Below are 23267 nucleotides of genomic sequence, written 5' to 3' on the forward strand. Positions count from 1 at the left end.
TGCACAGCACCAACGCGCGGGAGGACGCCGAGGTTCCCGGCTCACCGGCAGTGGGGTGTGAGTCACATCGCGCATCGGCGAGCCGACGCGGCGCAGGTCAGAGGGGCGCGTGTCCGCCCTCGGCGAGAATCAGGGCGCCACACCGGACTGTGCGGCGAGGGCCGCGCCGACGATTCCGGCGGCGTTGCGCAGCGTCGCGGGCTGCACCGGGGTGCGGTTGGTGAGCAGGGGGATCCACTTCTCGGCTTTGCGGCTGATGCCGCCGCCGGCGATGAAGAGGTCCGGCCAGAACAGATCCTCGATGCGCTCGAGCACGCGCGAGACCTCTTTGGCCCACGCCTTGTACGACAGTCCGTTGTCGTCCTTGACCGACGACGCGGCGCGGTGCTCGGCCTCCTTGCCGTCCACCTCCATGTGCCCGAGCTCCGTGTTGGGCAGGAGGACACCGTTCTGCAGGATCGCGGATCCGATGCCGGTGCCGAAGGTCAGCAGGATGACCACACCCTTGGAATCTTTGCCGCCGCCGAACTTGTCCTCCGCGATGCCCGCGGCGTCGGCGTCGTTGAGCACGGTCACCGAACGACCCCCGAGATGGTCGCGGAACAGCGCGCCGGCGTCGGTCCCGATCCAGCCCTTGTCGACGTTCGCGGCGGTTCGCGCCACGCCACCGGTGACGACGCAGGGGAGGGTGATGCCCACGTCCCCGGTCCACTCGAAGTGGTCGACGATGGCCGCGACCGTCTCGGCCACGGCCGTGGGAGTCGACGGTTGCGGGGTCTCGATCTTGTAGCGCTCGCCGATCAGTTCGCCGGTGGCGAGATCGACCACGCCACCCTTGACGCCACTGCCACCGACGTCGACACCGAAGCCTCGGCCCTCGGGGTGCGAGCCCGTCTTCCCGGCGATGGAGACCGGGCCGGGTTCGGTGTGGTCGTTCGTCATGACAGAACCTCCTGGTGGCGTACGCACGCGTCGGCGACCGGCGCGTTCGTGCGAGATCTGGTGCGCGCACGTCACCCTAGTTGCTGACGGCGTTCCCGGTCGCGCGGCACCGCGGCGGGTGGCGCGCCGTACCGTTCCGCCGCCCGATGTGTTCGGATTACCGGGTGACTCCTCATGACGATCTGCCGCAGGACGACTCGACGAGCGCCCTCGACCCGGAGATGTTGCGCCGCATCGCCGTCGACGTCGCACGTGAGGCGGGACGCCACGTACGTCGGCGTCGGCCGGAGGTGTTCGGCGCGGGCGGTGCGGCGGTAGACGCCGTCCGGTCGAAGTCGACGCCCACCGATCCGGTGACGGTGGTCGACACCGAGACCGAACACGTCATCCGGGACCTGTTGAGCCGGCTGCGTCCCGACGACGCGGTACTGGGCGAGGAGGGCGGCGGGGAGGACATCGCCCCGTCCGGTGTCCGGTGGGTCCTCGATCCGATCGACGGCACCGTGAACTTCCTCTACGGCATCCCGGCCTACTCGGTCTCCGTGGCCGCGCAGATCGACGGTGCGTCGGTGGCGGGCGCCGTGGAGGACGTGGTGGGGGATCGCACGTACGCGGCGTCGCTCGGCGGCGGCGCGTGGTGCTCGGACGCGGGCGGAGACTGGGTGCGCCTGCGAGTCAACGACATCGACGACGTGGCACTCACGTTGGTGGCCACGGGATTCGGTTACGACGCGGCGCGCCGCCGCCGTCAGGGCGCGCTGATCGCGGCTCTGCTCCCCGAGGTGCGGGACGTTCGTCGCATCGGCTCGGCGGCACTGGATCTGTGCATGGTGGCGGCGGGGCGCGTCGACGCCCACTTCGAGCACGGGCTCAGCCCGTGGGACTGGGCGGCGGGCGCTCTGGTCGCGGCGGAGGCGGGTGCGCGGGTGATCACTCCGTCGCCGCACTCCCGCAGCGACGACGGCGAGGTGACGATCGCCGTGGCGGAAGGTGTGGCGGACGGGTTCCTGTCCGTACTCGACCGTCTCGGTGGCGTCGCCGCCATCGCCAAGGCCTGACCCGCGTCAGCAGTTGACGCGATGCGCGGCGGCGAGCAGATCGACGTCGAGGTTCGGTGCCGCGGCGCCCGGAGCGACGTCCGCGAGCGAGCGGATGACCTCCTCACCGTCGGTGTTCGGTTCCAGCGCACGGAAGTTGGTGCCCAGCGCGAGATCCACGGTGTCGTCCTCGCGGGTGTCCTGAACGAACTCGGCGCACGGCGCGACCAGTGCGACGGTGCCCGCGGCGGCCACGCCGGCCGCGCCGAACCGGATCTGAGCTATGCACTGCATGTTCTGGTCGACGTAGACCGGGTCGTTGCCCACCTGCACGTCCGGTGCGCTGGCGAAGCCGAAATCGCTGAGATCGGCGGCGATCTCGGCGGCCTGGCCGCCCTGTCCGTTCGCGTTGAACACGCGCACGCGGGTGGCGGACAACGGGGCGGGCTGGGTGTCCGTGACCACCGAGGCGTCCACGACGCTGCCGGGCTCGGCGGCCGCGGGGGCGGCGGGATCGGAGGCCGGCTGGGGGGCGTTGCAGGCGACGGCGTCCGTGCCGGTCTCGGTCGTGGTCAGGATGTTCACCCACACGGCCGCACCGGCGAGGGCGAGCACGACGAGCACCACGAGGATCGGGAAGGCCCGACGCCGCGCGTACGGCCGCCCCTTGTCGTCGGTCGAGGAGCCGTGAGTGATGAGTGAGACCACGGGAGCGTGCCCTTCTGCTGATACGTGTCGCGCTGTCGTGTCACGGGCGGTGACTCGCTCACTGTAGTGGGCCGCGTCGGCATGTGACGCGCGACGCACGGCAGGTGGGAACGTCTGCACGGTCGACGGCGTTGGCCGGGGTGAACAGGGGAGATGCGGTTCCTGCGGGAGCCGTTCGCGCCACGACACACCGCGCTGGGCAGGGTGTTTTCCACACCGGCTCGTCGTCGGCTATTGTCTGGCGGCCCGGCGGATCGAACTCACGGCCGGTCGGGCTCCTCGGGCCTGCACGCCCGCAGCAAGAGAATGTTTCCCGTCACGGGGATTCGGGCACAGTCGGCTCACCCGCACGCCGGCCGTCATCCGTCAGGACGACGGCTGCGAATAGGTGAGCGAGAAGGACGGAGATCCTCCCGGCGGAAGTCGGGAAGAAGTCCGACCGGATCGATGTTCTGCCACGAACAGCAGACGAGGAACACGAACGACCTGCATCGGGATCCGAGGGTGTGAGTCCGACAGAGGACGAGTTCGTCGAACAAGAAGCGGTCGACGTCTTGAACATCCCCCATGAAGGCGATCGAAGGAGACCGGGCACACCCGGTCTCAGCAGGAAGGTAAGGGGAACAACATGGCCACCGATTACGACGCACCACGCCGTACCGAGTCCGACGACGTGTCGGAGGACTCCCTCGAAGAACTGAAGGCACGCCGCAACGAGGCGCAGTCCGCCGTCGTCGACATCGACGAGACGGACACCGCGGAGTCCTTCGAACTGCCGGGCGCAGACCTGTCCGGTGAGGAACTGTCCGTGCGTGTCGTGCCGAAGCAGGCCGACGAGTTCACGTGCTCGAGCTGCTTCCTGGTGCATCACCGCTCGCGGCTGTCGTCCGACAACGGCGGCGTTCTGGTCTGCCGCGACTGCGCGGCCTGACCGAGGAGACCTCCGTCAGGAGGTCGGTGGCTGCGGAGTCAGAGCCGCAGCCACTGCATCCGGGTTCCGGGTGCTCACCAACCAGTACGGTGTCGGGTCGTTCTCGTCGTCGAGGACGACCAACACCATCGGCTTGACCCACGAACGATGCTGAACGAAGGCGGAGGGGTCGAGCTGGCGTCCGAGGGCGGCACTCTTCGCCGTCCCCGGCACCACCGCCACCCGATCGATCACCGATGCGGGGAGCCGAGCCTTGCCGGCGTGCAGCATGCGCTCGCCGTTCTGCTCCGTCACCTCGACGCGCATCCGGCCCAGGTACGTGACCACCCAGATCGCGAACGGCACCAGCACCACGTACGGCAACCAGGCCATCACGCCGGGTGATCCCATGTGCACCTCGGCCGAGAGGATCGCCGCGACGCCGATCGCGGCCACCCAGTACCAGACGGGTACGCGGAGCCGTTCGCTGTAGACGACCGTCTCACCCCCGCCGTCGTGTGCCGTCCCGGACGTCCGGGTGGCGTGATCTGCTGAGGTCTCTCTCGAAGCTGCGTCGGACACGTCTCCAGAGTAGAGGGTCGGACGGGCGGGAGGTCGACGGTGCATCTGCGAGTAATCTCGACCGATGTGAGCGATCTGACGGCCGAGACGGCGACACGCACGACCCGCGGAGACCAGGGATCGGCACCGGCCGTCGAGACGGTGGCCGTCAGACGACTCGATCCGGACATCCCTCTGCCCGTCCGTGCACACGCCGGTGACGCGGGTGTGGACCTGTGTTCCACCGTCGACGTCGTCATCGAACCCGGTGAGCGTGCCATGGTCGGTACGGGCATCGCCGTGGCGCTGCCGGTCGGCACCGTCGGCCTGATCCACCCCCGGTCCGGCCTCGCCGCGCGAGCGGGATTGTCGGTGGTCAACACGCCGGGAACGGTCGATGCCGGTTATCGCGGCGAGATCAGGGTCTGCCTCATCAACCACGATCCACGCACCCCCATCGAACTGCGGCGCGGGGACCGCATCGCCCAGCTGCTGGTGCAGCGGGTCGAACTGCCCGACTTCGTCGAGGTGGCCGAGCTGGACGACACCACCCGGGGTGTCGGCGGCTACGGCTCCAGCGGCGGACACGCGGTTCTCGATGCCGTCACCGCCAGCGAGAAGGAGAACTGAGCATGTTCGGACGCAAGAAGAAGGGGCGCGACGACGTCGACGCCACCGATCTCGACTCCGCGCAGGACGTCGAGGTCGAGGAGGTGGACGAGGTCGACGAGGTGGACGGTACGGCGGACGACACCACCGGGCCGTGGTCGATCGACGACCTGGACGGCGACCGCGAGAGCATCGCGGAGGGACGGCTCGATCTGGGAAGCGTGCTGTTGATGCTTCCGGCCGGCGGACAGCTGCAGGTCGAGATGACGCAGGCCGGCGCACCCCAGGCCGTCCACATCGTCACTCCGAACGGGCGCATCACCGTGGCCGCCTTCGCCGCACCGAAGTCGCCCGGTCAGTGGCGTGACGTCGCCGCTGAGTTGGCCGACACGCTGCGCCGCGACAACGCGCGGGTGGCCACCGAGACCGGCCCGTGGGGCCGTGAGGTGGTGGGCTCCGCGGCCGGCGGGGATCTGCGTTTCATCGGCGTAGACGGGTACCGCTGGATGATCCGCGGCGTGGCGAGCGGACCGGCAGGCAGTGTCGAGGCCGGATCGCCGCTGGTCGAGCAGGCGCGTGCCGTCGTGGCGGCGACCGTGGTCGATCGCGGCTCGGATCCGCACCCGGTGCGGACGCCGTTGCCCATCAGTCTGCCGCCGGCACTCGCTCAGCAACTCGCGGCCGCGCAGCAACAGCAGATGGCGGCCGCACAGGCGCAGGCACAGGCGGCGGTGCAGCAGCAGGTGCCCCAGCAGAAGGTACCTCAGCAGCAGGCACCTCAGCAGCAGGCTCCCGACGCGGACGCCGCCGAGGCGCAACGTCGGCGCGGGCCCTCCGGTTCGGCGATGCAGCAGCTCGACTGAGTTCTCGGCGATGCAGCGGCTCGACTAGGACCCGCCCGTCGCACGGCGGAGCGCGGTGACGCCCAGCCTGCCGAGCTCGCCCGGGGACGCGGCGAGGACGTCGAGCGCGAAGGTGTCGAGGTGCGCCGTGGGAAGAGCCGCGCACCAGTCCTGCGCGACACCGAGCGGATGCACCGGGTCGTCGATCGCTGCCACCACGCCGACCGGCACCGCGAGGGATCGCAGGTCGTCGAGGGTGGGTGCCACGTACCGGGCGGCGTCGTCCAGCGCCGTCGGCAGCATCGGCCACTGTGCTCGCCACGACCGCGTCAGCGCCTCGGCGAGCCACCGCGGACTCGACTGCGCCATCGCCGCCACCGACGCATCGAGGCCGTGGGCCCGCAGCGTCGCCGCCGTCGCGGCGGCACCGACCGCAGCGGGGGAGTCGCCCGGAGATCCGGTCCACGCCGGCATCGCGAGGACGGCGCCCTGCGCGGCGCCCCGACGGTCGAGCGCCCACCGCGCCGCGACCGCCGCGCCGAGTGAGACACCGCCCACGATCAGGTCCCCTCGAACGGCGCCTCGTACGTGGTCGAGCGCCCGCACGTAGCCCCCGACGACGTCGGCGGGTTCGGGCTCGATCACCCGCAGCGACCAGCCGAGATCCGCCATGGCATCACGGAAGGCCCCCTCGACGAACGACGCGTCGGAGCCGGTGCCGGGCAGCAGTACGACGGTGGTTGTCTCCATGGTGTCCGCATCTTCTCGTGGCGTTCACCGACCCGACCGGCCGGGTGTGGTGAGGCGTGCTCGGAAAGGTCTACAGTGGCGCTGACAGAAGCAGAACATCCGCCGCGGAAGGCCCGCGCGAACCGCTCCAGGAGCACTCATGGCACCCGCTGCCGCAGGATACTTCCGCCGCATGGCCCGGAAGTTGACCGAGGACATCGATCAACTCGATGCCGAGGAGTTGGAGTCGACGTCGAAGGCGTCCGGCGCCCAACGAGCATGCGATTGCACTCGCGGTGACGAGGTCACCATGGTCGGACGGCTCCGCAGCGTCGAGACGTGCAGCAAGGCCGCCAACGCCATCGTCGAGGCCGAGTTCTTCGACGGCACCGACACCATCTCGCTGATCTGGATCGGCCGACGCAAGATCGCCGGCATCGAGTCCGGCACGCAGTTGCTGGTCCGTGGTCGCGTGGGGGAGCGCGAGGGCCGCAAGGTCATCTACAACCCGTACTACGAGCTGCGCACCGAGGACTAGTTCTTCGGGAGCCGCATCGTCTGGCACCCTGAACTGCATGAGCGAGTCACCGAACAGTCAGCCCACCGAGGACGCGCCTCCCGAGACGATCCTGTCCCAGCTCGGTGGGGTCAGCGGACTGGTGTTCTCCACCCTGCCCGTGCTGGTCTTCGTTCCGGTCAACTCCCTCGCCGGTCTCACCGCGGCCATCTGGGCCGCCCTCGGTCTGGCCGTGGCGATCCTGGTGTGGCGCCTCGTGAAGCGGGATCCGATCCAGCCGGCCGTGTCGGGATTCTTCGGCGTGGCTGTGTGCGCGTTCATCGCCTACCGCACCGGAGACGCCAAGGGCTACTTCCTGTTCGGGATCTACACCTCGCTCGCGTACGGCGGGGTTTTCCTCGTCTCGATCCTCGCTCGTCGGCCGCTCGTCGGCATCGTGTGGGGCTACCTCAACGGCACCGGCAAGGCCTGGCGCGAGCATCGGGCTGCCGTCCGCGCGTACGACATCGCGACGTTCGCCTGGGTTCTCGTGTTCGTCGCGCGGTACGTCGTGCAATCGCAGCTCTACGACTCCGACCAGACCGGGTGGCTCGCGGTCGCCCGCATCGCGATGGGCTGGCCGCTCGCGGCGGTCGCGTTCGCCGTCACGTTCTGGGCCGTGCGACGGGCCGACGCTGTCGTGGCCGCAGCGACGCACCGGGAGAGCGAGACCACCGAGGTCGTGGACGCGGACCGCATCGAGCCCTGACGGCTGTCGGTCGGTCCTGTCCGTCAACGCTGGGAGAGTCCCAGCACCTCGCGGAGTTCGTCCTCGACGTCGACGGTGGTGACGAACAGCAGTTCGTCGCCGCCCTCGAGCGGGTCGTCCTTCTCCGGGACGATGACGCGGCCACCGCGCAGGATGGTGACCAGCGCGACGTCGCGAGGAAGCGTGATGCGGCGCACCGGCTTGCCCGCCAGCGGTGTGTTCGCCGGCAACGTGATCTCCACGAGGTTCGCCTTGCCCTGGCGCAACGTCATCAGGCGCACCAGATCTCCCACCGAGACCGCCTCCTCGACGAGCGAGGCCAGCATGCGCGGTGTCGACACGGCGACGTCGACTCCCCACGACGCGTCGAAGAGCCACTCGTTGCGCGGGTCGTTGACGCGGGCGACCACTCGGTCGACGCCGAACTCGGTCTTCGCCAGCAGGCTCAGGACCAGGTTGGCCTTGTCGTCGCCCGTGGCGGCGATGACCACGTCGTACGACTCGATGCCGGCGCCCTCGAGGGTGGCCAGCTCGCAGGCGTCCGCGTGGATCCACTCGGCCGCCTCGACCGATGCCGGGTCGACGTGGTCGGCCTTGCGTTCGATCAGCAGGACGTGATGGTCGGACCTGAGGAGCTCGCGGGCGATCGAACGGCCCACGGCTCCCGCTCCGGCGATGGCGACTCTCATGACGGATCCTTCGGTGACAGGTCTGGTGCGGGGACGGACACGAGGTGAGGCAGGAGCCGTCAGTCCTCGGGCGGAGGGTTGCTCGCGAGCGCCACGGCCTCGGCGACCATGCCGTCGACCGCCGCGATCCACACCTCGTCGTCGGCCTGGATCACCGTCTTCCGGTCGGGCAGGAGTCCGGCACCGAAGCGGATGATGAAGGCCACTCGGGACTTGGTCGCACTCTCGAGCGCGGTCACGCCCTTGCCCACCCATCCCTCGCCGATGTCGAGGCGGGCCACCGCGACGCTGCCCGACGGATCGCGCCACTTGGTGAGCTCGTTGTCGTGGATCAGCGTGTGCAGGAATCGATCCGTCGTCCACGGCACCGTGGCCACCGTGGGGATGCCGAGGCGTTCGTACACCGCGGCGCGCTTGGCGTCGTAGATGCGCGCGACGACGCGCTCGACACCGAACGTCTCGCGGGCGACACGCGCGGAGATGATGTTGGAGTTGTCGCCCGAGGACACCGCGGCCAGTGCGTCGGCCTTCTCGATGCCCGCCTCGACGAGCACGTCCCGGTCGAACCCCATGCCGATCACCTGACGTCCGGTGAAGTTGGGACCGAGCCGGTGGAACGCGGTGGGATCGCGGTCGATGACCGCGACCTCGTGGCCGATGCGGGTGAGTGCACCCGCGAGGGCGGAGCCGACGCGGCCACACCCCATGACGACTACGTACAACAGACGCTCCGTTCGGGAGTCGAGAGGACGGTGCCCAGGTGATTGCTGCCGGGAGGGACTTCGCGCAACGCTATCGGTCACCCTGCCCCACGGTCGAGCCCGGTACGGCCTACGCTCTGCGATGTGTCCAAGCTTTCGACGGCCACCAAGAGGCTGCTGCTGGGTAGGCCGTTCCGTAGCGACACGCTCGGACACACGCTCCTGCCCAAACGCATCGCCCTCCCGGTGTTCGCGTCCGATGCCATGTCGTCCGTCGCCTACGCGCCCGAAGAGATCTTTCTGGTGCTGTCGGTCGCCGGGATCTCGGCGTACTCGTTCTCCATCTGGATCGGTCTCGCCGTCGCCGTCGTCATGGCGGTGGTCGTGGCGAGCTACCGCCAGAACGTGCACGCCTACCCGTCCGGCGGTGGCGACTACGAGGTGGCCACCACCAACCTGGGACCGACCGCGGGCCTGACCGTCGGCAGCGCCCTCCTCGTCGACTACGTGCTCACGGTCGCCGTGTCCATCTCGGCCGCCGCCTCCAACATCGGATCGGCCCTGCCGTTCGTCGCGGAGCACAAGGTGCTGTTCGCGGTCGCCGCCATCGTGCTCATCACCTCGATCAACCTGCGCGGCGTCCGCGAGTCCGGTACCGCGTTCGCGATCCCCACGTACGCCTTCATGGTGGGCATGGTCGTCATGCTCGTGTGGGGCCTGGTGCAGGTGTACGTCCTCGGCGACGACGTGTCGGCCGAGTCGTCGAACTTCGAGCTGCAGGCGGAGGACAGTCACCTCTACGGCATCGCGTTCGCGTTCCTGCTGGCGCGCGCGTTCTCCTCCGGGTGTGCGGCGCTGACGGGTGTCGAGGCAATCTCCAACGGCGTGCCCGCCTTCCGCAAGCCGAAGTCGCGCAACGCCGCCACGACGCTCCTGCTGCTCGGCTCCATCGGCATCACGTTGCTGCTCGGCATCATCCTGCTGGCGGAGAAGATCGGTGTGAAGTACGCGGCGGACCCGGCGACCCAACTCGTCGGGGCCCCCGAGAACTACCAGCAGAAGACGCTCATCGCGCAGTTGGCCGAGGCCGTCTTCCGGCACTTCACGCCCGGCTTCTACTTCATCACCATCGTGACGGCGCTGATCCTGGTGCTGGCCGCCAACACCGCCTTCAACGGGTTCCCCGTACTCGGGTCGATCCTGGCCCAGGACCGCTTCCTGCCCCGCCAGTTCCACACCCGCGGCGACCGGCTCGCGTTCAGCAACGGCATCCTGTTCCTCTCGGCCGCCGCCATCTTCTTCGTCGTCATGTTCGGCGCCGAGGTGACCAAGCTGATCCAGCTCTACATCGTCGGAGTGTTCGTCTCGTTCACGCTCAGTCAGACCGGCATGGTGCGGCACTGGACTCGGTTGCTGCGTACCGAGACCGACCCCGCGCAGCGCCGGTCGATGATGCGGTCGCGTGTCGTCAACGGCATCGGCCTGGCCATGACGGGCGCCGTCCTGGTGATCGTCCTGCTGACCAAGTTCCTCGCGGGCGCCTGGATCGCGATCATCGCGATGCTCGCGATCTTCGGATTGATGAAGCTGATCCGCAAGCACTACGACTCGGTGGCCACCGAGCTCGCCGACGTCGAGTGGGACGGTGTGCTGCCCAGCCGCACGCACTCCATCGTGCTCGTGTCCAAGCTGCACAGCCCGACGCTGCGCGCCCTCGCCTATGCCCGTGCGACCAGGCCGGACACCCTCGAGGCGATCACGGTCAACGTCGACGAGGCGGACACGCGCACCCTGGTGCGCGAGTGGGAGAAGAGCGACCTCAGCGTCCCGCTCAAGGTGGTCGAGTCGCCGTACCGCGAGATCACCAAGCCCGTGCTCGACTACGTGCGCCGGGTCAAGCGGGACTCACCGCGCGACGTCGTCACCGTGTTCATCCCGGAGTACGTGGTGGGTCACTGGTGGGAGCAGGTGCTGCACAACCAGAGTGCGTTGCGACTGAAGAGTCGCCTGCTCTTCCAGCCCGGCGTCATGGTCACCAGCGTGCCCTGGCAGCTCAACTCGTCCGAGCGGGCGAAGCGCGAGAGCCTCGAGAACGCACCGGGCTCGTCCCGTCGTGGTTACGAGCCCACCTCGGCCGAACGGCGATCCGAACGATGACCGACTCGTGGCTCGGCGCGGTCGTCGAGGTCCGCGTGGGCAAGCCGGGACACGGCGGCTTCTGCGTCGCACGGCACGAGGGCCGCGTCATGTTCGTCCGGCACAGCCTTCCCGGCGAGCTGGTGACGGCGCGGGTCACCGAAGACACCGGAAAGTCCTTCTGCCGCGCGGACGCCGTCGAGATCCTGGAGGCCTCGCCCGACCGCATCGCGCCGCTGTGTCCCATCTCCGGCCCCGGTGGGTCGGGATGCTGCGACTTCTCCCACGCGACCGCCGAGGCCGGACGCCAGATCAAGGCGGCCGTCGTCGCCGAACAGCTGAGCCGCGTCGGGGGCATCGAACGCACCGTCGAGGTGGAGTCGCTCGGTGATCAGACCGGCTGGCGGACGCGCATCCGGTTGGGTGTGGACGACGAGGGACGGCCCGGTTTCCACCGGCTCCGCAGCGCCGACATCGTGACGGATCTGGCCTGCCCACAAGCGGTTCCGGGGATGTACGACGGGCTGGCTGCCCGGTCCTGGACGCCGGGCGCCGATCTCGCGGTGGCCGTCGACTCCGACGGCACCCGTCACGTCGTGGAGATCGCTCCTGCCGTCGATCGTCGCGTGCGCGCCGACACCGGTCGCCGCGGCGCCTCCTCGCGCCGCGCCGCGAAGTCCGGTGACCGCGCGCACCGAGTGCGCGAGGGCTCGGGTCGGGCCGTCGAGCGCGTCGGGTCGCGCGAGTGGACCGTGGACTCGTGGGGGTTCTGGCAGGCTCACCGGGCGGCTGCCACGCAGTACGCCGAGGTGGTCCGGGAATGGTCCGGTGCTCGGCCCGGTGACACGGCCTGGGACCTCTACGCCGGTGCGGGCACCTTCGCGTCCGTCGTCGCCGAGGCGGTCGGACCGGGCGGCACCGTCGCAGCGGTCGAGTTCTCCCACCGGGCGGTGGTGGACGGGCGTGCGGCGGTGACGGACCTGCCGCAGCTGTCGATGCAGGCAGCGCCCGTCGAGCGCGCGATCGGATCCCTGCCGCCGCAGCCGTCCGTCGTCGTCCTCGACCCGCCACGATCCGGCGCCGGCAGACAGGTGATCGCGTCGGTCGCCGGTGCGCACCCGGATCGTGTGGTGCACATCGGGTGCGACCCCGCGTCCTTCGCACGGGACGCGGGGCTCTACCTCTCGCACGGCTACCGCCTGGAGAATCTCCGTGCGTTCGACGCCTTCCCGATGACCAGCCACGTCGAGTGCATCGGATCGTTCGTCCGGGACTGACGCGTCACTTGGCGTTGTACAGGCGCATCGTGATCGGTCCGAACACCGCCAGCAGTCCGACGGACCAGATGCCGGTCCACATCAGCGCGTCCGTCTCGAGCACACCGTCGGCGAAGCCGCGCAGCGTCGTCACCAGATGCGACACCGGATTGACCGACACGAACGCCTGCAGCCACCCGGGCATCGTCGTCGGGTCGACGAAGATGTTGCTGGCGAAGGTCAGCGGGAACAGCACGAGCATGGACACGCTCATCACCGCGGTCTCGCTGCGCAGCATCAGCGCGAACATCGTCCACACCCACGAGACGCAGAACGAGAACGCCAGCAGCAACGCCACCGACGCCAGCACGCCGAGCACGCCGCCCGCCGGCCGGAAGCCCAGCGCGAGACCCAGCACGAGCACGATCGTCGAGGCGAGGGTGTAGCGGACCACGTCTCCGAGCAGGGCGCCGACCAACGGCGCCGGCCGCCAGATGGGCAGCGACCGGAACCGATCGAAGACGCCCTTCTCGATGTCCTTGTTCAAGGTCAGACCCGTGTACATCGTGATCATGACGACGGTCTGCACCAGGATGCCCGGCAGCAGGAACTGGATGTAGGCACTGGTCGAGCCCGCCAGGGCGCCGCCGAACAGGAACGTGAACATCAGCGTGAACATCACCGGGAACATGGTCACGTCGAACAGCTGCTCGGGGACGTGCTTGATCTTCAGCAGTGCTCGCCACCCGAACGAGAGCGCCGCCGACATCGACGACGGTCGATCGGGACGGGGACCGGAGTCGCGGAGCAACTCGGCGATGGTCGGCTGCGCGGTGCCCGTCGCGGCGGTGGGGGAGTTGGTGGTGGTCATTCTCAGGACGCCTCCAGTTCTGTCGTTCGTCCGGTCAGTGCCAGGAACACCTCGTCCAGGCTGGGTTGCCCGAGGGCGTAGGTGGTGACGCCGATGCCGTCGTCCGACAGCGTCGCGAGTGCGCGGGCCACCAGGGCGGTGTCGTCGACCAGCGCTGTGACGGCGAAGGGATCGGACTCGAGAGTCACGTCGGTGTGCAGGGTCGCGCGCAGGACGTCGGCGGCGTCGTCTCGGCGCGACTGTTCCGCGACGCGGACGTGCAGCGACCCCGAGCCGACCGATGCCTTGAGCTGACCGGTGGTGCCCTCGGCGATCACGCGGCCCCGGTCGATGACTGCCACCCGGTCGGCCAACTGATCGGCCTCGTCGAGGTACTGCGTGGTGAGCAGGACCGTCGTGCCGCCGGCGACCAGGGAGCGCACGATCTCCCACACCTGGTTGCGGCTGCGGGGATCGAGACCCGTGGTCGGCTCGTCCAGGAACATCAGCTCCGGCGTGACCACCAGACTCGCCGCGATGTCGAGGCGGCGCCGCATACCGCCGGAGTACGCCTTGACCTGCTTGCCGCCGGCCTCCACAAGATCGAAGACGCCCAACAGCAGATCGGCACGCTCCCGCGACGCCGGGCGCGAGAACCCGTACAGCCGCGAGAGGAGCACCAGGTTCTCCACTCCGGTCAGGTCCTCGTCCAGCGAAGCGAACTGGCCCGTGAGCGCCACCTTCGACCGCACCGCGTCGGACTCCGTCGCCACGTCGTGGCCGAGCACGCGGGCCGACCCGCCGTCGATGCCGGTCAACGTCGCCAACATGCGCATCGTCGTGGTCTTGCCGGCCCCGTTCGGCCCCAGCACCCCGTAGACACCGCCCCGCGGGACGGCGAGATCCACGCCGTCCACCGCCACGGTGTCCCCGAACCTCTTCACCAGACCGACCGCCTCGATCGCCAGGCCCCCGGCCTTCCCGTCCGTCGGCGGCCGGCCTCCGGCCTTCCCGTCATGTGTCGTCATGTGAGTGCTGACTCCTGATCCGCCACGATCTCATCGGTATGTCCGGATCGTCCGATCCGGTGCGACGAGCGTCCCGCAGTCATTGCAGGTCCGCAACGGGTTTTTCGCCGGAGACGCCGGTCACCGATCCACTCACGCCCCGGTGACGAATGATTCCTGCACGATGTTCGCGCCGTGGCGTGGGCGCCATTGCCCGGCGGCGTGGCCGCCATGATCCGGTGGCGTGTACGCCAGGACCGCGACGCGCAGGACCACGATCGCCGAGGGGGTGAGGATATGACGACGATGGCCACTAGTCTCATGGTCGATGAACTCGACGATGAACGTCTCGCAGCGAGGTGGGGGTCTGTGAGCGCCGGAGGTACGAGCGCAGCCGACCCGAGCGCCGGCGAGCCTCGGCACCGACGCGCCCCGGACGACACCGCCGATCCGTCGTGCCCCGTTCCCGATCCCGACCTCAAGCGTCGGCGTGTCGCCGAGGCCGACGAACTGCGTGCGTTGCTCGCACGTGTCGCCACCGGTGACCGCCGAGCGTTCGCCGATCTGTACGACGCGACCTCGTCTCGGGTGTTCGGCATGGTGCTGCGTGTGCTGCGCGATCCCGGGTTCAGCGAGGAGACCGCGCAGGAGGTGTTCCTGCAGATCTGGAAGACGGCCGACCGATACGACCCCGCGCAGGGGTCTCCGCTCGCCTGGATGATGACGTTGGCGCATCGCCGCGCCGTCGACCGTGTCCGGTCGGAGCAGTCCGGCACGGATCGCGAGGCGCTCTACGGCTCCTCGACCCACAGTCCCGCGCACGACGAGGTTCTCGAATCCGTCACCCAGACCCTGGAGTCGGAGTCGGTGGTCCGATGCCTGGACACGCTGACGGAGACCCAACGCGAATCGGTACGGATGGCGTACTACAGCGGGTTGACGTATCGGGAAGTGGCCGAGCGCCTGGGCGTGGCCGTTCCCACCGTGAAGTCCCGGATCCGGGACGGTCTGATCAAGTTGAAGAATTGTCTGGGGGTGGAGACCGGTGAGTGACGGAGAAGGTCGCCATCGCCGCCATGACGACGCGTCTGCACCCGACGACGTGTCGGAGCAGGATGCGATGCAGGACGTGAACGAGATGAACGACAGCGTGGTGGACGACGCCTACGCCTACGCACTGGACGCGATCGACCCCGCCGAGAGGGCGGACATCGAACGCAGGCTCGCGCAGTCGGACGCGGCGACGCGGTCGTGGTTCGAGAGCATCGTCGAGTCGGTCGACGAGACGATGGCGCTCAGCGCGTCGTCCACGGCCGCGGAACCGCCCTCGTCGTTGCGTGCGAGCATTCTCGCCGCGGTGGAGAGCACTCCGCAGGGTGATGCCCGGCCACTGGCCGATCCGATCGACGACGCTCCGGTCGCCCCGGTGGTGTCGCTCGACGATCGCCGCCGCACACGCCTGCGCGTGCTCGCGGCAGCCGCGGCGGCCGTCGTGATCGTCGGAGTGGGCGGCGCCGTGGTCACGCAGCAACTGGGAGACGCACCGTCGTCGCCCACGTCGCAGGTGCTTGCGGCCGGTGACATCAGGACCAGCACCGTCGAGGTCGAGGGTGGCGGTACCGCCACCGTGCGCTGGTCGCGCTCGCAGGACGCCGCCGTGGTCACGCTCGACGGGCTCGCGGAGCCCGGCGACGGCAAGGTGTTCGAGATGTGGCTCATCGGAGAGGATCCCGCGCCGCGCCCGGCAGGTCTCGTCCCCGCCGATGCCGCCACGCCCGCTCGCGAGCACGTCGTCACAGGCTTGAGCGACGCGACCACGTGGGCGGTGACGGTCGAGCCTGAGAGCGGTTCGGACGCACCCACCACCACGCCCATCGCCGCGGTCACGCTCGACGCCTGAGCGCAGCCGCCGGCTCAGACGACGCCGGAACGGCGCAGTGCGGCGACGATCGACTCGGCCTGCTCGTACGCGCGATCGAGAAGCACCTCCAGCAAGGCTGTCTTCGCAGCGGGGTTGCTCTCGGTCAGCGCGTCGAAGTCCTTCGGGCCGAGGATCGCGACCGTGGTGTCCTTCATCGCGGTGATGCGGAGCCCGAAGCGTGAGCGCCGGACCAACGGCATCTCACCGAAACTCATGCCGGCGGACAGCGTCGACACGGCGCGGGCCCGGCCGTCCGCGCCGATGAAGTCGACCGCGACGCGGCCGGACAGCACCATCACCAGACCCAGTGACACGTCACCGACCTCGGCGATGACGGTGCCTGCGCTGTACTGCGCGTCCGTCGTGCGGGAGGTGATCGCATCGCGGTGGGCCTCGTCCAGCGCGGTGACGATCGGGTGCTGATCGACCGTCACCTCCGTGGGTTGCCGTGCGCCGCCGCACCACCGGTCGAGGACGGTGTCCTCGCCCCAGCGCAGTGCGGAGTCCAGATCGTCGAAGACCCGGCCACTGCCGTCGTGTTCGGACAGGGACGACACGGTGTGCGCCATCGCAGCTCGGGGATCGACCAGGACGGCGGCACAACCCTGTCGGCGGAGCCCGGCGGCGAGGGTGTCCAGCATCGAGCGGGCGACGTCGCTCACCTCGTCGACCCGACGCATGTCCAGGATCACGCCGTCGAGTGCGCTCCCGTCGTCGGCGCCGTGGTCGACGGCCGTGGACACCGCGCGCACGACGCTCTCCGCTGCGGAGAACAGCAGATCGCCGTGCAGTTCGAAGACGCGGACTCGGCGTCCCCGCGCGGCGAGCGTCTCCTGTTCGGCGGCGGTGCGCCGGCGACGCGAGGGGGAGTCGGCGACGGTGTACTCGGCGCGCACGGCGCTGCGTGCGGCCCGGCCGACGTGGAGGAAGTGCAGTTCGAGGCGCGAGGACAGCTCGCGGCACGCCTTGACTCCGCGCACGCTGTTGCCGTGGGCGTCGAGTCTGGGTGAGAACACCGAGATACCGAGCTGACCGGGCAGGACCGCGAGCACCGCACCGGCGACACCGCTCTTGGCGGGGAGTCCGACGCGGTTGACCCAGTCGCCGGCTCCGTCGTACATGCCGCACGTCGTCATGACGCTCAGCACACGCTCGACGAGCACCGGTTCGAGGGCTCGGACGTCGGTACACGGGTTGAGGCCGTTGTTGGCGAGGGTCGCCGCCATGACGCCGATGTCGCGGCACGTGACGTCCAGCGAGCACTGGCGGAAGTAGAGATCGACCATCGCGTCGGGATCGCCCTCGACGATGCCGAAGGAGCGCAGCATGTGGCCGATGGCGCGGTTGCGATGGCCGGTGCGTGATTCGGAGGCGTGCACGGCGGCGTTCATGGCGAGTTCGCGTCCCGCGTACCGCGAGAACGAGGCCCGGATCCGTTCGAACTGTTCGTCGGGCGTCGCGCCTCGCACCAGCGACGCGGAGGTGATGGCGCCCGCGTTGATCATCGGGTTGCGCGGGCGCTCGGTGACGGGGTCGAGGCTGATCTCGTTGAACGGCTCACCGGACGGCTCCACGTCGATCTTGCGGGCCACCGCGGTCTCGCCGCGATCGGTGAGAGCGAGGGCGTAGGTGAACGGTTTGGACACCGACTGGATCGTGAAGGGCACGTCCGTGTCGCCCACCTGGTACACGTGGCCGTCGGCCGTCGTGAGGCAGATACCGAAGCGATCGGGGTTCGCGGCCGCCAGTTCGGGGATGTAGTCGGCGACGCCACCGGAGGTGTCCGCCACACACAGCGCGTGGACCTCCTCCAGAATCTCCTGCACGACGTCGGTCATCGTCACCACTCTCTCGATTCTGTGCCGCGGCTCGGCGCTCGTACGGTAACCCGCCGATCCGGGTCCACGTAGACTTGTCCGAACTGGCCTGTCCGAGTGCCTCACGGCACGACGGACGACAAGGCAATCTTCGGAGGGGAGCGATTTCGTTGGGTGTTCTGGACGGCGTGCACGAGCCCAGCGACCTGCGTGCCCTCGGCCCGGTGGAGCTGGCCGAGCTGGCGGACGAGATCCGTCGGTTCCTGGTCGAGAAGGTGTCTGCCACGGGTGGCCACCTCGGACCCAATCTCGGTGTCGTCGAGCTGACTCTGGCCATCCACCGCGTGTTCGACTCGCCTCGTGACCCGGTGATCTTCGACACCGGCCACCAGGCGTACGTGCACAAGATGGTCACCGGTCGGGCGGACCGCTTCGACTCCCTGCGCAAGGAGGGTGGGCTGTCCGGCTACCCGTCCCGCAGCGAGAGCGAGCACGACTGGGTCGAGTCCTCGCACGCCTCGGCATCCCTCTCCTACGCCGACGGCCTCGCGAAGGCCTTCGAGCTGACCGGGCGCGGCGATCGTCACGTCGTCGCGGTCGTCGGGGACGGCGCCCTCACCGGTGGCATGTGCTGGGAGGCGCTCAACAACATCGCGGCCGGCAAGGATCGTTCCGTCGTGATCGTCGTGAACGACAACGGTCGCTCCTACTCGCCGACCATCGGCGGCCTCGCGGACCATCTCGCGACGCTGCGCCTGCAGCCCAACTACGAACGCGCGCTGGACACCGGCCGTCACATGGTGAAGAACCTGCCCGTGGTCGGGTCGGCCGCGTACGCCATGTTGCACGGCATGAAGGCCGGCCTGAAGGACGCGATCAGCCCGCAGGTCATGTTCACCGATCTGGGCATCAAGTACCTCGGTCCGGTCGACGGACACGATCAGGCGGCTCTGGAATCGGCGCTGCGCCGCGCGAAGGCCTTCGGCGGGCCGGTCATCGTCCACGCGGTGACGCGCAAGGGCATGGGCTACTCCTTCGCCGAGAACGACGTCGCCGACCAGATGCACTCGACGGGAGTCATCGACCCGCTCACCGGCCTGGCGACCAGCGTCGCGGCTCCGGACTGGACGTCGGAGTTCTCCCGTCAACTCATCGCCCTGGGAACCGACCGCGAGGACGTCGTGGCCATCACCGCCGCGATGGCCGGACCCACCGGTCTCGCCGCGTTCGGCGAGGTGTTCCCGGACCGTTTCTTCGACGTGGGCATCGCCGAGCAGCACGCGCTCACGTCCGCCGCCGGTCTCGCACTCGGTGGTCTGCATCCCGTGGTGGCGATCTACTCGACGTTCCTCAATCGGGCGTTCGATCAGCTGCTGATGGACGTGGCACTACTGAACCTGCCGGTCACCCTCGTGCTCGATCGCGCCGGGGTCACCGGATCGGACGGCGCCAGCCACAACGGCATGTGGGACATGTCGCTGCTCGGCATCGTGCCGAACATGCGCGTGGCGGCGCCCCGCGACGGAGCGACCCTGCGCGAGGAACTCGCCGAGGCACTCGCGGTGTCCGACGGTCCCACCGCGCTGCGCTTCCCCAAGGGCGCCATTCCCGACGACATCGAGGCGGTGCGGCGTCTGGACGACTCCGTCGACGTGCTGCACGAGCCCGAGGGGGAGTCGGACGTACTCCTCGTCGCCGTCGGTCCGTTCGCGTCGTTGGCACTGGACACGGCGCGAGAACTCGCCGCGGACGGTGTCTCGGCCACGGTCGTCGATCCGCGGTGGGTGCTGCCCGTTCCGGACTCGCTCGTGAAGCTCGCCGCGGACTTCCGTCTGGTGGTCACGCTCGAGGACAGCGGTCTGCACGGCGGCATCGGTGCATCCGTGTCGGCTGCCCTGCGCGCCGGCGGCGTCGACGTCCCCTGTCGGGATCTCGGTGTGCCACAGCAGTTCCTGGACCACAGCTCGCGGGATCGCATTCACGCCGACATCGGCCTCACCCCGTCGGACATCGCCGGCCGGGTGCGCGGATGGATCGCACACCGGCCCGGCGACATCTGACGGTCGCTACGTCGCCTTGGTGGCGGCGTCCTTCAACTGCGGGAGGATCCGGTCGAGTACCCACGGGGTGCTCACCGGGTTGACGTTGCTCAGACCGGCGATGACCTGCTCGTCACTGAGCGCGACTGCGGATCCGGAGGCGACCGCGGGCAGCGTCGCCACAGCCGGAACCGAGGCAAGGTCGAAGCCCTCCGGAGTGAACGCGACGATCACGTCGGCGTCGAAGCTCTGCACGTTCTCCAGTGACACGGTGGAGAAGAAGGTGTCCGCGGAGTCGGCTTCGTCGAGTGCCACGACGCCGGGGGCGTTGACGAAACCCATCTCGTTGAGAACCTGCACGCGCGGATCGGACGGCATGTAGACGTTCGCCTGACCGGCGTCCGTGTCCAGGTTCACCACCGCGACGGTCTTGCCCGCGAACTCCGGATTGGCCTCGGCCTCCGAGGCGAGCCGCTGGCCCATACCGTCGATGAGAGCCTGTGCCTCCGTGGGCTTCCCGACTGCCTCACCGATCATCGTGGTCTGGTCCTGCCACGTCGTCTGCCAGGCCTCACCGGGGTAGGCGACGACGGGCGAGACAGCGGACAACGTGTCGTAGTAGGACTTCGGGAAGCCCTCGTAGGGGGCGAGCACCAGATCGGGCGTCAGTGTCGCGATGGTCTCCACGTCGGGATCTCCGGCTGCGGGATCGTCGTACAACGTCGTCGCGTCGGCGTCGTAGTACTGCTGCGCCCACGGCATCACACCGTTCTCGTCGGCGCCGTAGGTGTACTTCGGCTGCCCGACGGGCGTGACGTCCAGAGCGCCGAGGATGTCCTGCGCGTTCCATCCCATCGTGACGATGCGCTGGGGCTGAGCCTCGACGACGGTCGAGCCGAAGGCGTGGTCGACGGTGACGGGGAACGCGCCCCCGGACGCGGCTGCGGGCGCGTCGGAATCGGTGTCGGACGAGCATCCGGCGACGAGGGCGAGCGCGGCAGTGGCCGCGATGGCGGGGAGAAGTCGAGAACGTTTCACATTGGGTAGCCTAACCTATCCATCGTCAGCCGTGTAGATGCGACGGCGATATGGATTCGGTCTGCGAGTCTTTCCTTGGCCGAGCACCGCTCGAACCGCATCTCTCATCGTCAGGTTGTACTAATCGACGGCGAGTTCTGCAGAGCTTGCTTGATCAAGCTCGACCGACACTGCGGGGGACCAACTGCTGACGGTTGCTCTGGCCTGCTGTTTCGCTTGCTGTATGCCTTCTGAGGGAATGCTGGGTAGGTGTTCGGCGCGGCCGAATCGCTGGGAATCGGGCTCAGTAGGATTACGTGATGCGTAACAGCCACTCTGACTTTCCGGACTCGCGGCATGCGTCCGTCAGCGAGTGGCCGGCACAGTACTCGCTACCTGGGCGCCGATTCGCGGCGAAGGAAGAACAGACCCTCTATCCGGATTTGCGATTTCTTGCATCCACATTGCCGCGTGCGACAGATGGTGTGATCGTAATCCCTGAAATGGTGGGACCCGTCGGTGTGCCGGACTTGGTCGCTGTAGTTCGCACTCCGGCACTTGACGCCAGGCTGGCAGCCGGCATTGCTCCAATAAGGACGTGGAATGACGCCCGGCTCGTTGCACATTGTGGGCCAACGCGTGGGCTCTCGATAGAGTCGCTATCTCATCGCATGGGTGCGGAGACGAAAGCTACTCGACGCCGAGTGATGCGGTTGGAGCGACAGGGCGCCTTAGTGGTCAGCAGGGGTCTTGTCAGTCGAGACTCCCGAGTGCAACCACTGGGTCGTGTCTATGCGCTTGAGGCCAAAGTAGCAGACTGGTCTGGGGCGATAAGCCAGGCGCTTCGTTACGCCACTTGGGCGGATGGTAGCGGTGTCGTACTAGCGAGACTTCCGCGGGACGTCGCGCGAGTTGTTGATACCGCGCGTGACCTAGGGGTAGGGCTCGCGCTGCAGTCTAAATGGCTTGTGCGCCCACGCATCCACAGGCTCTCAACCGCTAATAGACTTTTAACGAGTGAATATATCGTCGCAGCACTTGGCGTACAAAAAGTTTGACAGGCGATCCGTGAGTCAGTCAAACCCATAAGCCTTCGGGTTCGGCGTAAGCTTTCAATGCCTGCAACGGCTGGCTTACCCAGCGTAGGCGGCTGTCGGCAGTTACAGTTCCTGAAATTAGTCGATTTATATTATTGAAGTCGAGACTTGCTTGCTCGTAAAACTCGCGGAGTTCTTGCACGCGATCGCGCCTGTTCGTACCGTGGCTTACAATTCGACTCACTATTCCATTTATCTGCCGAAAATGGTGCAGCCGCTCTGCTGCGTCATCTGAAGGCGTCTGGCCTCCCCTTATCCTCTGTGCTTCAGATGTGCCGATGGTCCTGGTTATGGTGTCCGCGGCGTCGCGACGCAGCACAGCGCCTAGCCCGCCTTGGGTGACGTATGATGCAGAACGCCTGATAACCGGTGGGGTAACCTTATAAGATTCGGGATCGTAGAACCGCATCGCACGTGTCCACCCAGTCCCTACAACGGAAGCTCCTGCGGCTATCGCGGGTAGTGCGGAATAGTCCGCGTGGGTAACTACGACCTCGCTTCGACGGGACAAAGAGTCGACTGTTCTACACAATCCGGCGAATGCGCTGGAATCTGCCAAATCCGGAATGCTGTCTTCAACCGTCAAATTGTTGACCGTCAGTACCCAGCGAGGCGAGCGCAAGGCGGCCAAGCTGCCCACATAGCTATCAAGTGCGGTTCCGGAACGCCAGAAAGTTCTTGTACCGACTAACCTCTGACATGAGTCGGAATCGAGTCGGCTAGCAAGTTGCGCAGTCTCTAAAGCATGGTTCGCATCCGCGCTGTTAGGACTGTCAAGTGACACTGTTGCTGCGAGAGGCGTAACGCCGAGTGCTGTCTGGTGTGCGAATACGCGTTCAAGGTGTTCGAGTCGCCTTGAAGGAGTATCCAAACCTACGCCGGAAGGACCCCAGAGCTGCCATGTGTCGTAATGCGGAGTATCACTCGTACCTGCTGCGAGGTGGGCATGAGTGTCGGGATCGAAGTAGACAGTCTTACCGGCAGCGTGAACAGTCTGGACAACGTCTTTGGCTGCCTTGTGTCGTGGTATTGACACGCGTGGCGTATGGAATGCGCTTATGAATAAACCCGCGACTGAACCGTCTGCAATCGCTGCGCTAGCCCAGCCTAAATGCCCACCCTGCCTACCATCTT

21 protein-coding genes are annotated in these 23267 nt (G+C 68.1%); 11 read left to right on the plus strand and 10 right to left on the minus strand.

Annotation, left to right across the window (positions count from 1 at the left end):
- Positions 1-129 precede the first annotated feature (129 nt).
- Positions 130-942 (minus strand): polyphosphate--glucose phosphotransferase, encoded by an 813-nt coding sequence (gene ppgK / locus OHB23_RS13970; RefSeq protein ID WP_081821182.1) that lies wholly within the window; start codon positions 940-942, stop codon positions 130-132.
- A 146-nt stretch (positions 943-1088) separates the two neighbouring features.
- Between ppgK and OHB23_RS13975 the strand changes: the two genes are divergently transcribed.
- The gene (locus OHB23_RS13975; RefSeq protein ID WP_037185531.1) at positions 1089-2000 is read left to right on the plus strand and encodes an inositol monophosphatase family protein; all 912 of its coding nucleotides are present in this window, start codon (positions 1089-1091) and stop codon (positions 1998-2000) included.
- A gap of 6 nt (positions 2001-2006) precedes the next feature.
- Here the strand turns inward: OHB23_RS13975 and cei are convergent, their stop codons facing one another.
- The gene (gene cei / locus OHB23_RS13980; protein ID WP_027505181.1) at positions 2007-2687 is read right to left on the minus strand and encodes an envelope integrity protein Cei; all 681 of its coding nucleotides are present in this window, start codon (positions 2685-2687) and stop codon (positions 2007-2009) included.
- Positions 2688-3315: 628 nt separating this feature from the next.
- Here cei and OHB23_RS13985 point away from each other — a divergent pair.
- Positions 3316-3618, plus strand: coding sequence for a DUF4193 domain-containing protein (locus tag OHB23_RS13985; RefSeq protein ID WP_027505182.1), 303 nt, complete (start codon positions 3316-3318; stop codon positions 3616-3618).
- A gap of 15 nt (positions 3619-3633) precedes the next feature.
- Here the strand turns inward: OHB23_RS13985 and OHB23_RS13990 are convergent, their stop codons facing one another.
- Positions 3634-4179, minus strand: coding sequence for a DUF3093 domain-containing protein (locus OHB23_RS13990; RefSeq protein WP_268788562.1), 546 nt, complete (start codon positions 4177-4179; stop codon positions 3634-3636).
- A 141-nt stretch (positions 4180-4320) separates the two neighbouring features.
- Between OHB23_RS13990 and dut the strand changes: the two genes are divergently transcribed.
- Together dut and OHB23_RS14000 are read left to right on the plus strand one after the other, a co-directional pair.
- Positions 4321-4788, plus strand: coding sequence for a dUTP diphosphatase (dut, locus tag OHB23_RS13995; RefSeq protein ID WP_027505183.1), 468 nt, complete (start codon positions 4321-4323; stop codon positions 4786-4788).
- Between the two features lie 2 nt (positions 4789-4790).
- Positions 4791-5630 (plus strand): DUF3710 domain-containing protein, encoded by an 840-nt coding sequence (locus tag OHB23_RS14000; RefSeq protein ID WP_328809740.1) that lies wholly within the window; start codon positions 4791-4793, stop codon positions 5628-5630.
- 24 nt (positions 5631-5654) lie between these two features.
- Here OHB23_RS14000 and OHB23_RS14005 read toward each other — a convergent pair whose 3' ends face one another.
- Positions 5655-6359, minus strand: coding sequence for an alpha/beta fold hydrolase (locus OHB23_RS14005; RefSeq protein WP_328809741.1), 705 nt, complete (start codon positions 6357-6359; stop codon positions 5655-5657).
- A 139-nt stretch (positions 6360-6498) separates the two neighbouring features.
- On the opposite strand from OHB23_RS14005, the gene OHB23_RS14010 reads away from it, so the two are divergent.
- Positions 6499-6876, plus strand: coding sequence for an OB-fold nucleic acid binding domain-containing protein (locus OHB23_RS14010; RefSeq protein ID WP_027505186.1), 378 nt, complete (start codon positions 6499-6501; stop codon positions 6874-6876).
- A 37-nt stretch (positions 6877-6913) separates the two neighbouring features.
- The gene (locus OHB23_RS14015; protein ID WP_051613201.1) at positions 6914-7603 is read left to right on the plus strand and encodes a DUF3159 domain-containing protein; all 690 of its coding nucleotides are present in this window, start codon (positions 6914-6916) and stop codon (positions 7601-7603) included.
- 23 nt (positions 7604-7626) lie between these two features.
- On the opposite strand, the gene OHB23_RS14020 is transcribed toward OHB23_RS14015, so the two are convergent.
- Both OHB23_RS14020 and OHB23_RS14025 read right to left on the minus strand, forming a co-directional pair.
- Positions 7627-8292, minus strand: coding sequence for a potassium channel family protein (locus OHB23_RS14020; protein ID WP_027505188.1), 666 nt, complete (start codon positions 8290-8292; stop codon positions 7627-7629).
- Between the two features lie 59 nt (positions 8293-8351).
- Positions 8352-9014 carry a potassium channel family protein gene (locus tag OHB23_RS14025; protein WP_027505189.1) on the minus strand — a complete coding sequence of 221 codons (663 nt, stop codon included), beginning with the start codon at positions 9012-9014 and terminating at the stop codon, positions 8352-8354.
- Positions 9015-9137: 123 nt separating this feature from the next.
- On the opposite strand from OHB23_RS14025, the gene OHB23_RS14030 reads away from it, so the two are divergent.
- Both OHB23_RS14030 and OHB23_RS14035 read left to right on the plus strand, forming a co-directional pair.
- Positions 9138-11150: an APC family permease gene (locus tag OHB23_RS14030; RefSeq protein WP_027505190.1), complete on the plus strand. Its 2013-nt coding sequence runs from the start codon at positions 9138-9140 to the stop codon at positions 11148-11150.
- The gene (locus tag OHB23_RS14035; RefSeq protein WP_328809742.1) at positions 11147-12406 is read left to right on the plus strand and encodes a class I SAM-dependent RNA methyltransferase; all 1260 of its coding nucleotides are present in this window, start codon (positions 11147-11149) and stop codon (positions 12404-12406) included. The genes OHB23_RS14030 and OHB23_RS14035 overlap by 4 nt, the downstream gene beginning before the upstream one ends.
- Before the next feature lie 4 nt (positions 12407-12410).
- On the opposite strand, the gene OHB23_RS14040 is transcribed toward OHB23_RS14035, so the two are convergent.
- Positions 12411-13256: an ABC transporter permease gene (locus OHB23_RS14040; RefSeq protein ID WP_056444823.1), complete on the minus strand. Its 846-nt coding sequence runs from the start codon at positions 13254-13256 to the stop codon at positions 12411-12413.
- A gap of 2 nt (positions 13257-13258) precedes the next feature.
- Positions 13259-14263 carry an ATP-binding cassette domain-containing protein gene (locus OHB23_RS14045; protein WP_051613202.1) on the minus strand — a complete coding sequence of 335 codons (1005 nt, stop codon included), beginning with the start codon at positions 14261-14263 and terminating at the stop codon, positions 13259-13261.
- A gap of 348 nt (positions 14264-14611) precedes the next feature.
- Between OHB23_RS14045 and OHB23_RS14050 the strand changes: the two genes are divergently transcribed.
- Together OHB23_RS14050 and OHB23_RS14055 are read left to right on the plus strand one after the other, a co-directional pair.
- Positions 14612-15295, plus strand: coding sequence for a sigma-70 family RNA polymerase sigma factor (locus OHB23_RS14050; protein WP_268788561.1), 684 nt, complete (start codon positions 14612-14614; stop codon positions 15293-15295).
- On the plus strand, positions 15288-16142 hold the full coding sequence (locus OHB23_RS14055) for an anti-sigma factor (protein ID WP_222630974.1): 855 nt from the start codon (positions 15288-15290) through the stop codon (positions 16140-16142). Before OHB23_RS14050 ends, OHB23_RS14055 begins: the two co-directional genes overlap by 8 nt.
- 14 nt (positions 16143-16156) lie before the next feature.
- Here OHB23_RS14055 and glsA read toward each other — a convergent pair whose 3' ends face one another.
- Positions 16157-18001 (minus strand): glutaminase A, encoded by a 1845-nt coding sequence (gene glsA, locus OHB23_RS14060; protein ID WP_328809743.1) that lies wholly within the window; start codon positions 17999-18001, stop codon positions 16157-16159.
- Positions 18002-18150: 149 nt separating this feature from the next.
- On the opposite strand from glsA, the gene dxs reads away from it, so the two are divergent.
- Entirely contained in the window at positions 18151-20040 is a 1890-nt protein-coding gene (dxs, locus tag OHB23_RS14065; RefSeq protein ID WP_027505197.1) for a 1-deoxy-D-xylulose-5-phosphate synthase, read from the plus strand.
- Between the two features lie 6 nt (positions 20041-20046).
- On the opposite strand, the gene OHB23_RS14070 is transcribed toward dxs, so the two are convergent.
- Complete coding sequence (locus tag OHB23_RS14070; protein WP_328809744.1) at positions 20047-21057, minus strand: iron-siderophore ABC transporter substrate-binding protein; 1011 nt, start codon at positions 21055-21057, stop codon at positions 20047-20049.
- Positions 21058-23267 lie beyond the last annotated feature (2210 nt).

Origin of the sequence: Rhodococcus sp. NBC_00294, assembly GCF_036163995.1 — a bacterium.
Taxonomy (GTDB): domain Bacteria; phylum Actinomycetota; class Actinomycetes; order Mycobacteriales; family Mycobacteriaceae; genus Rhodococcoides.

Excerpts from the sequence above, each read along its gene's own strand:
- ppgK (WP_081821182.1), bottom strand. The coding sequence starts at position 942 with ATGACGAACGACCACACCGAACCCGGCCCGGTCTCCATCGCCGGGAAG.
- OHB23_RS13975 (WP_037185531.1), top strand. The coding sequence starts at position 1,089 with ATGTGTTCGGATTACCGGGTGACTCCTCATGACGATCTGCCGCAGGAC.
- OHB23_RS13985 (WP_027505182.1), top strand. The coding sequence starts at position 3,316 with ATGGCCACCGATTACGACGCACCACGCCGTACCGAGTCCGACGACGTG.
- OHB23_RS14000 (WP_328809740.1), top strand. The coding sequence starts at position 4,791 with ATGTTCGGACGCAAGAAGAAGGGGCGCGACGACGTCGACGCCACCGAT.
- OHB23_RS14005 (WP_328809741.1), bottom strand. The coding sequence starts at position 6,359 with ATGGAGACAACCACCGTCGTACTGCTGCCCGGCACCGGCTCCGACGCG.
- OHB23_RS14010 (WP_027505186.1), top strand. The coding sequence starts at position 6,499 with ATGGCACCCGCTGCCGCAGGATACTTCCGCCGCATGGCCCGGAAGTTG.
- OHB23_RS14015 (WP_051613201.1), top strand. The coding sequence starts at position 6,914 with ATGAGCGAGTCACCGAACAGTCAGCCCACCGAGGACGCGCCTCCCGAG.
- OHB23_RS14020 (WP_027505188.1), bottom strand. The coding sequence starts at position 8,292 with ATGAGAGTCGCCATCGCCGGAGCGGGAGCCGTGGGCCGTTCGATCGCC.
- OHB23_RS14035 (WP_328809742.1), top strand. The coding sequence starts at position 11,147 with ATGACCGACTCGTGGCTCGGCGCGGTCGTCGAGGTCCGCGTGGGCAAG.
- OHB23_RS14040 (WP_056444823.1), bottom strand. The coding sequence starts at position 13,256 with ATGACCACCACCAACTCCCCCACCGCCGCGACGGGCACCGCGCAGCCG.
- OHB23_RS14045 (WP_051613202.1), bottom strand. The coding sequence starts at position 14,263 with ATGACGACACATGACGGGAAGGCCGGAGGCCGGCCGCCGACGGACGGG.
- glsA (WP_328809743.1), bottom strand. The coding sequence starts at position 18,001 with ATGACCGACGTCGTGCAGGAGATTCTGGAGGAGGTCCACGCGCTGTGT.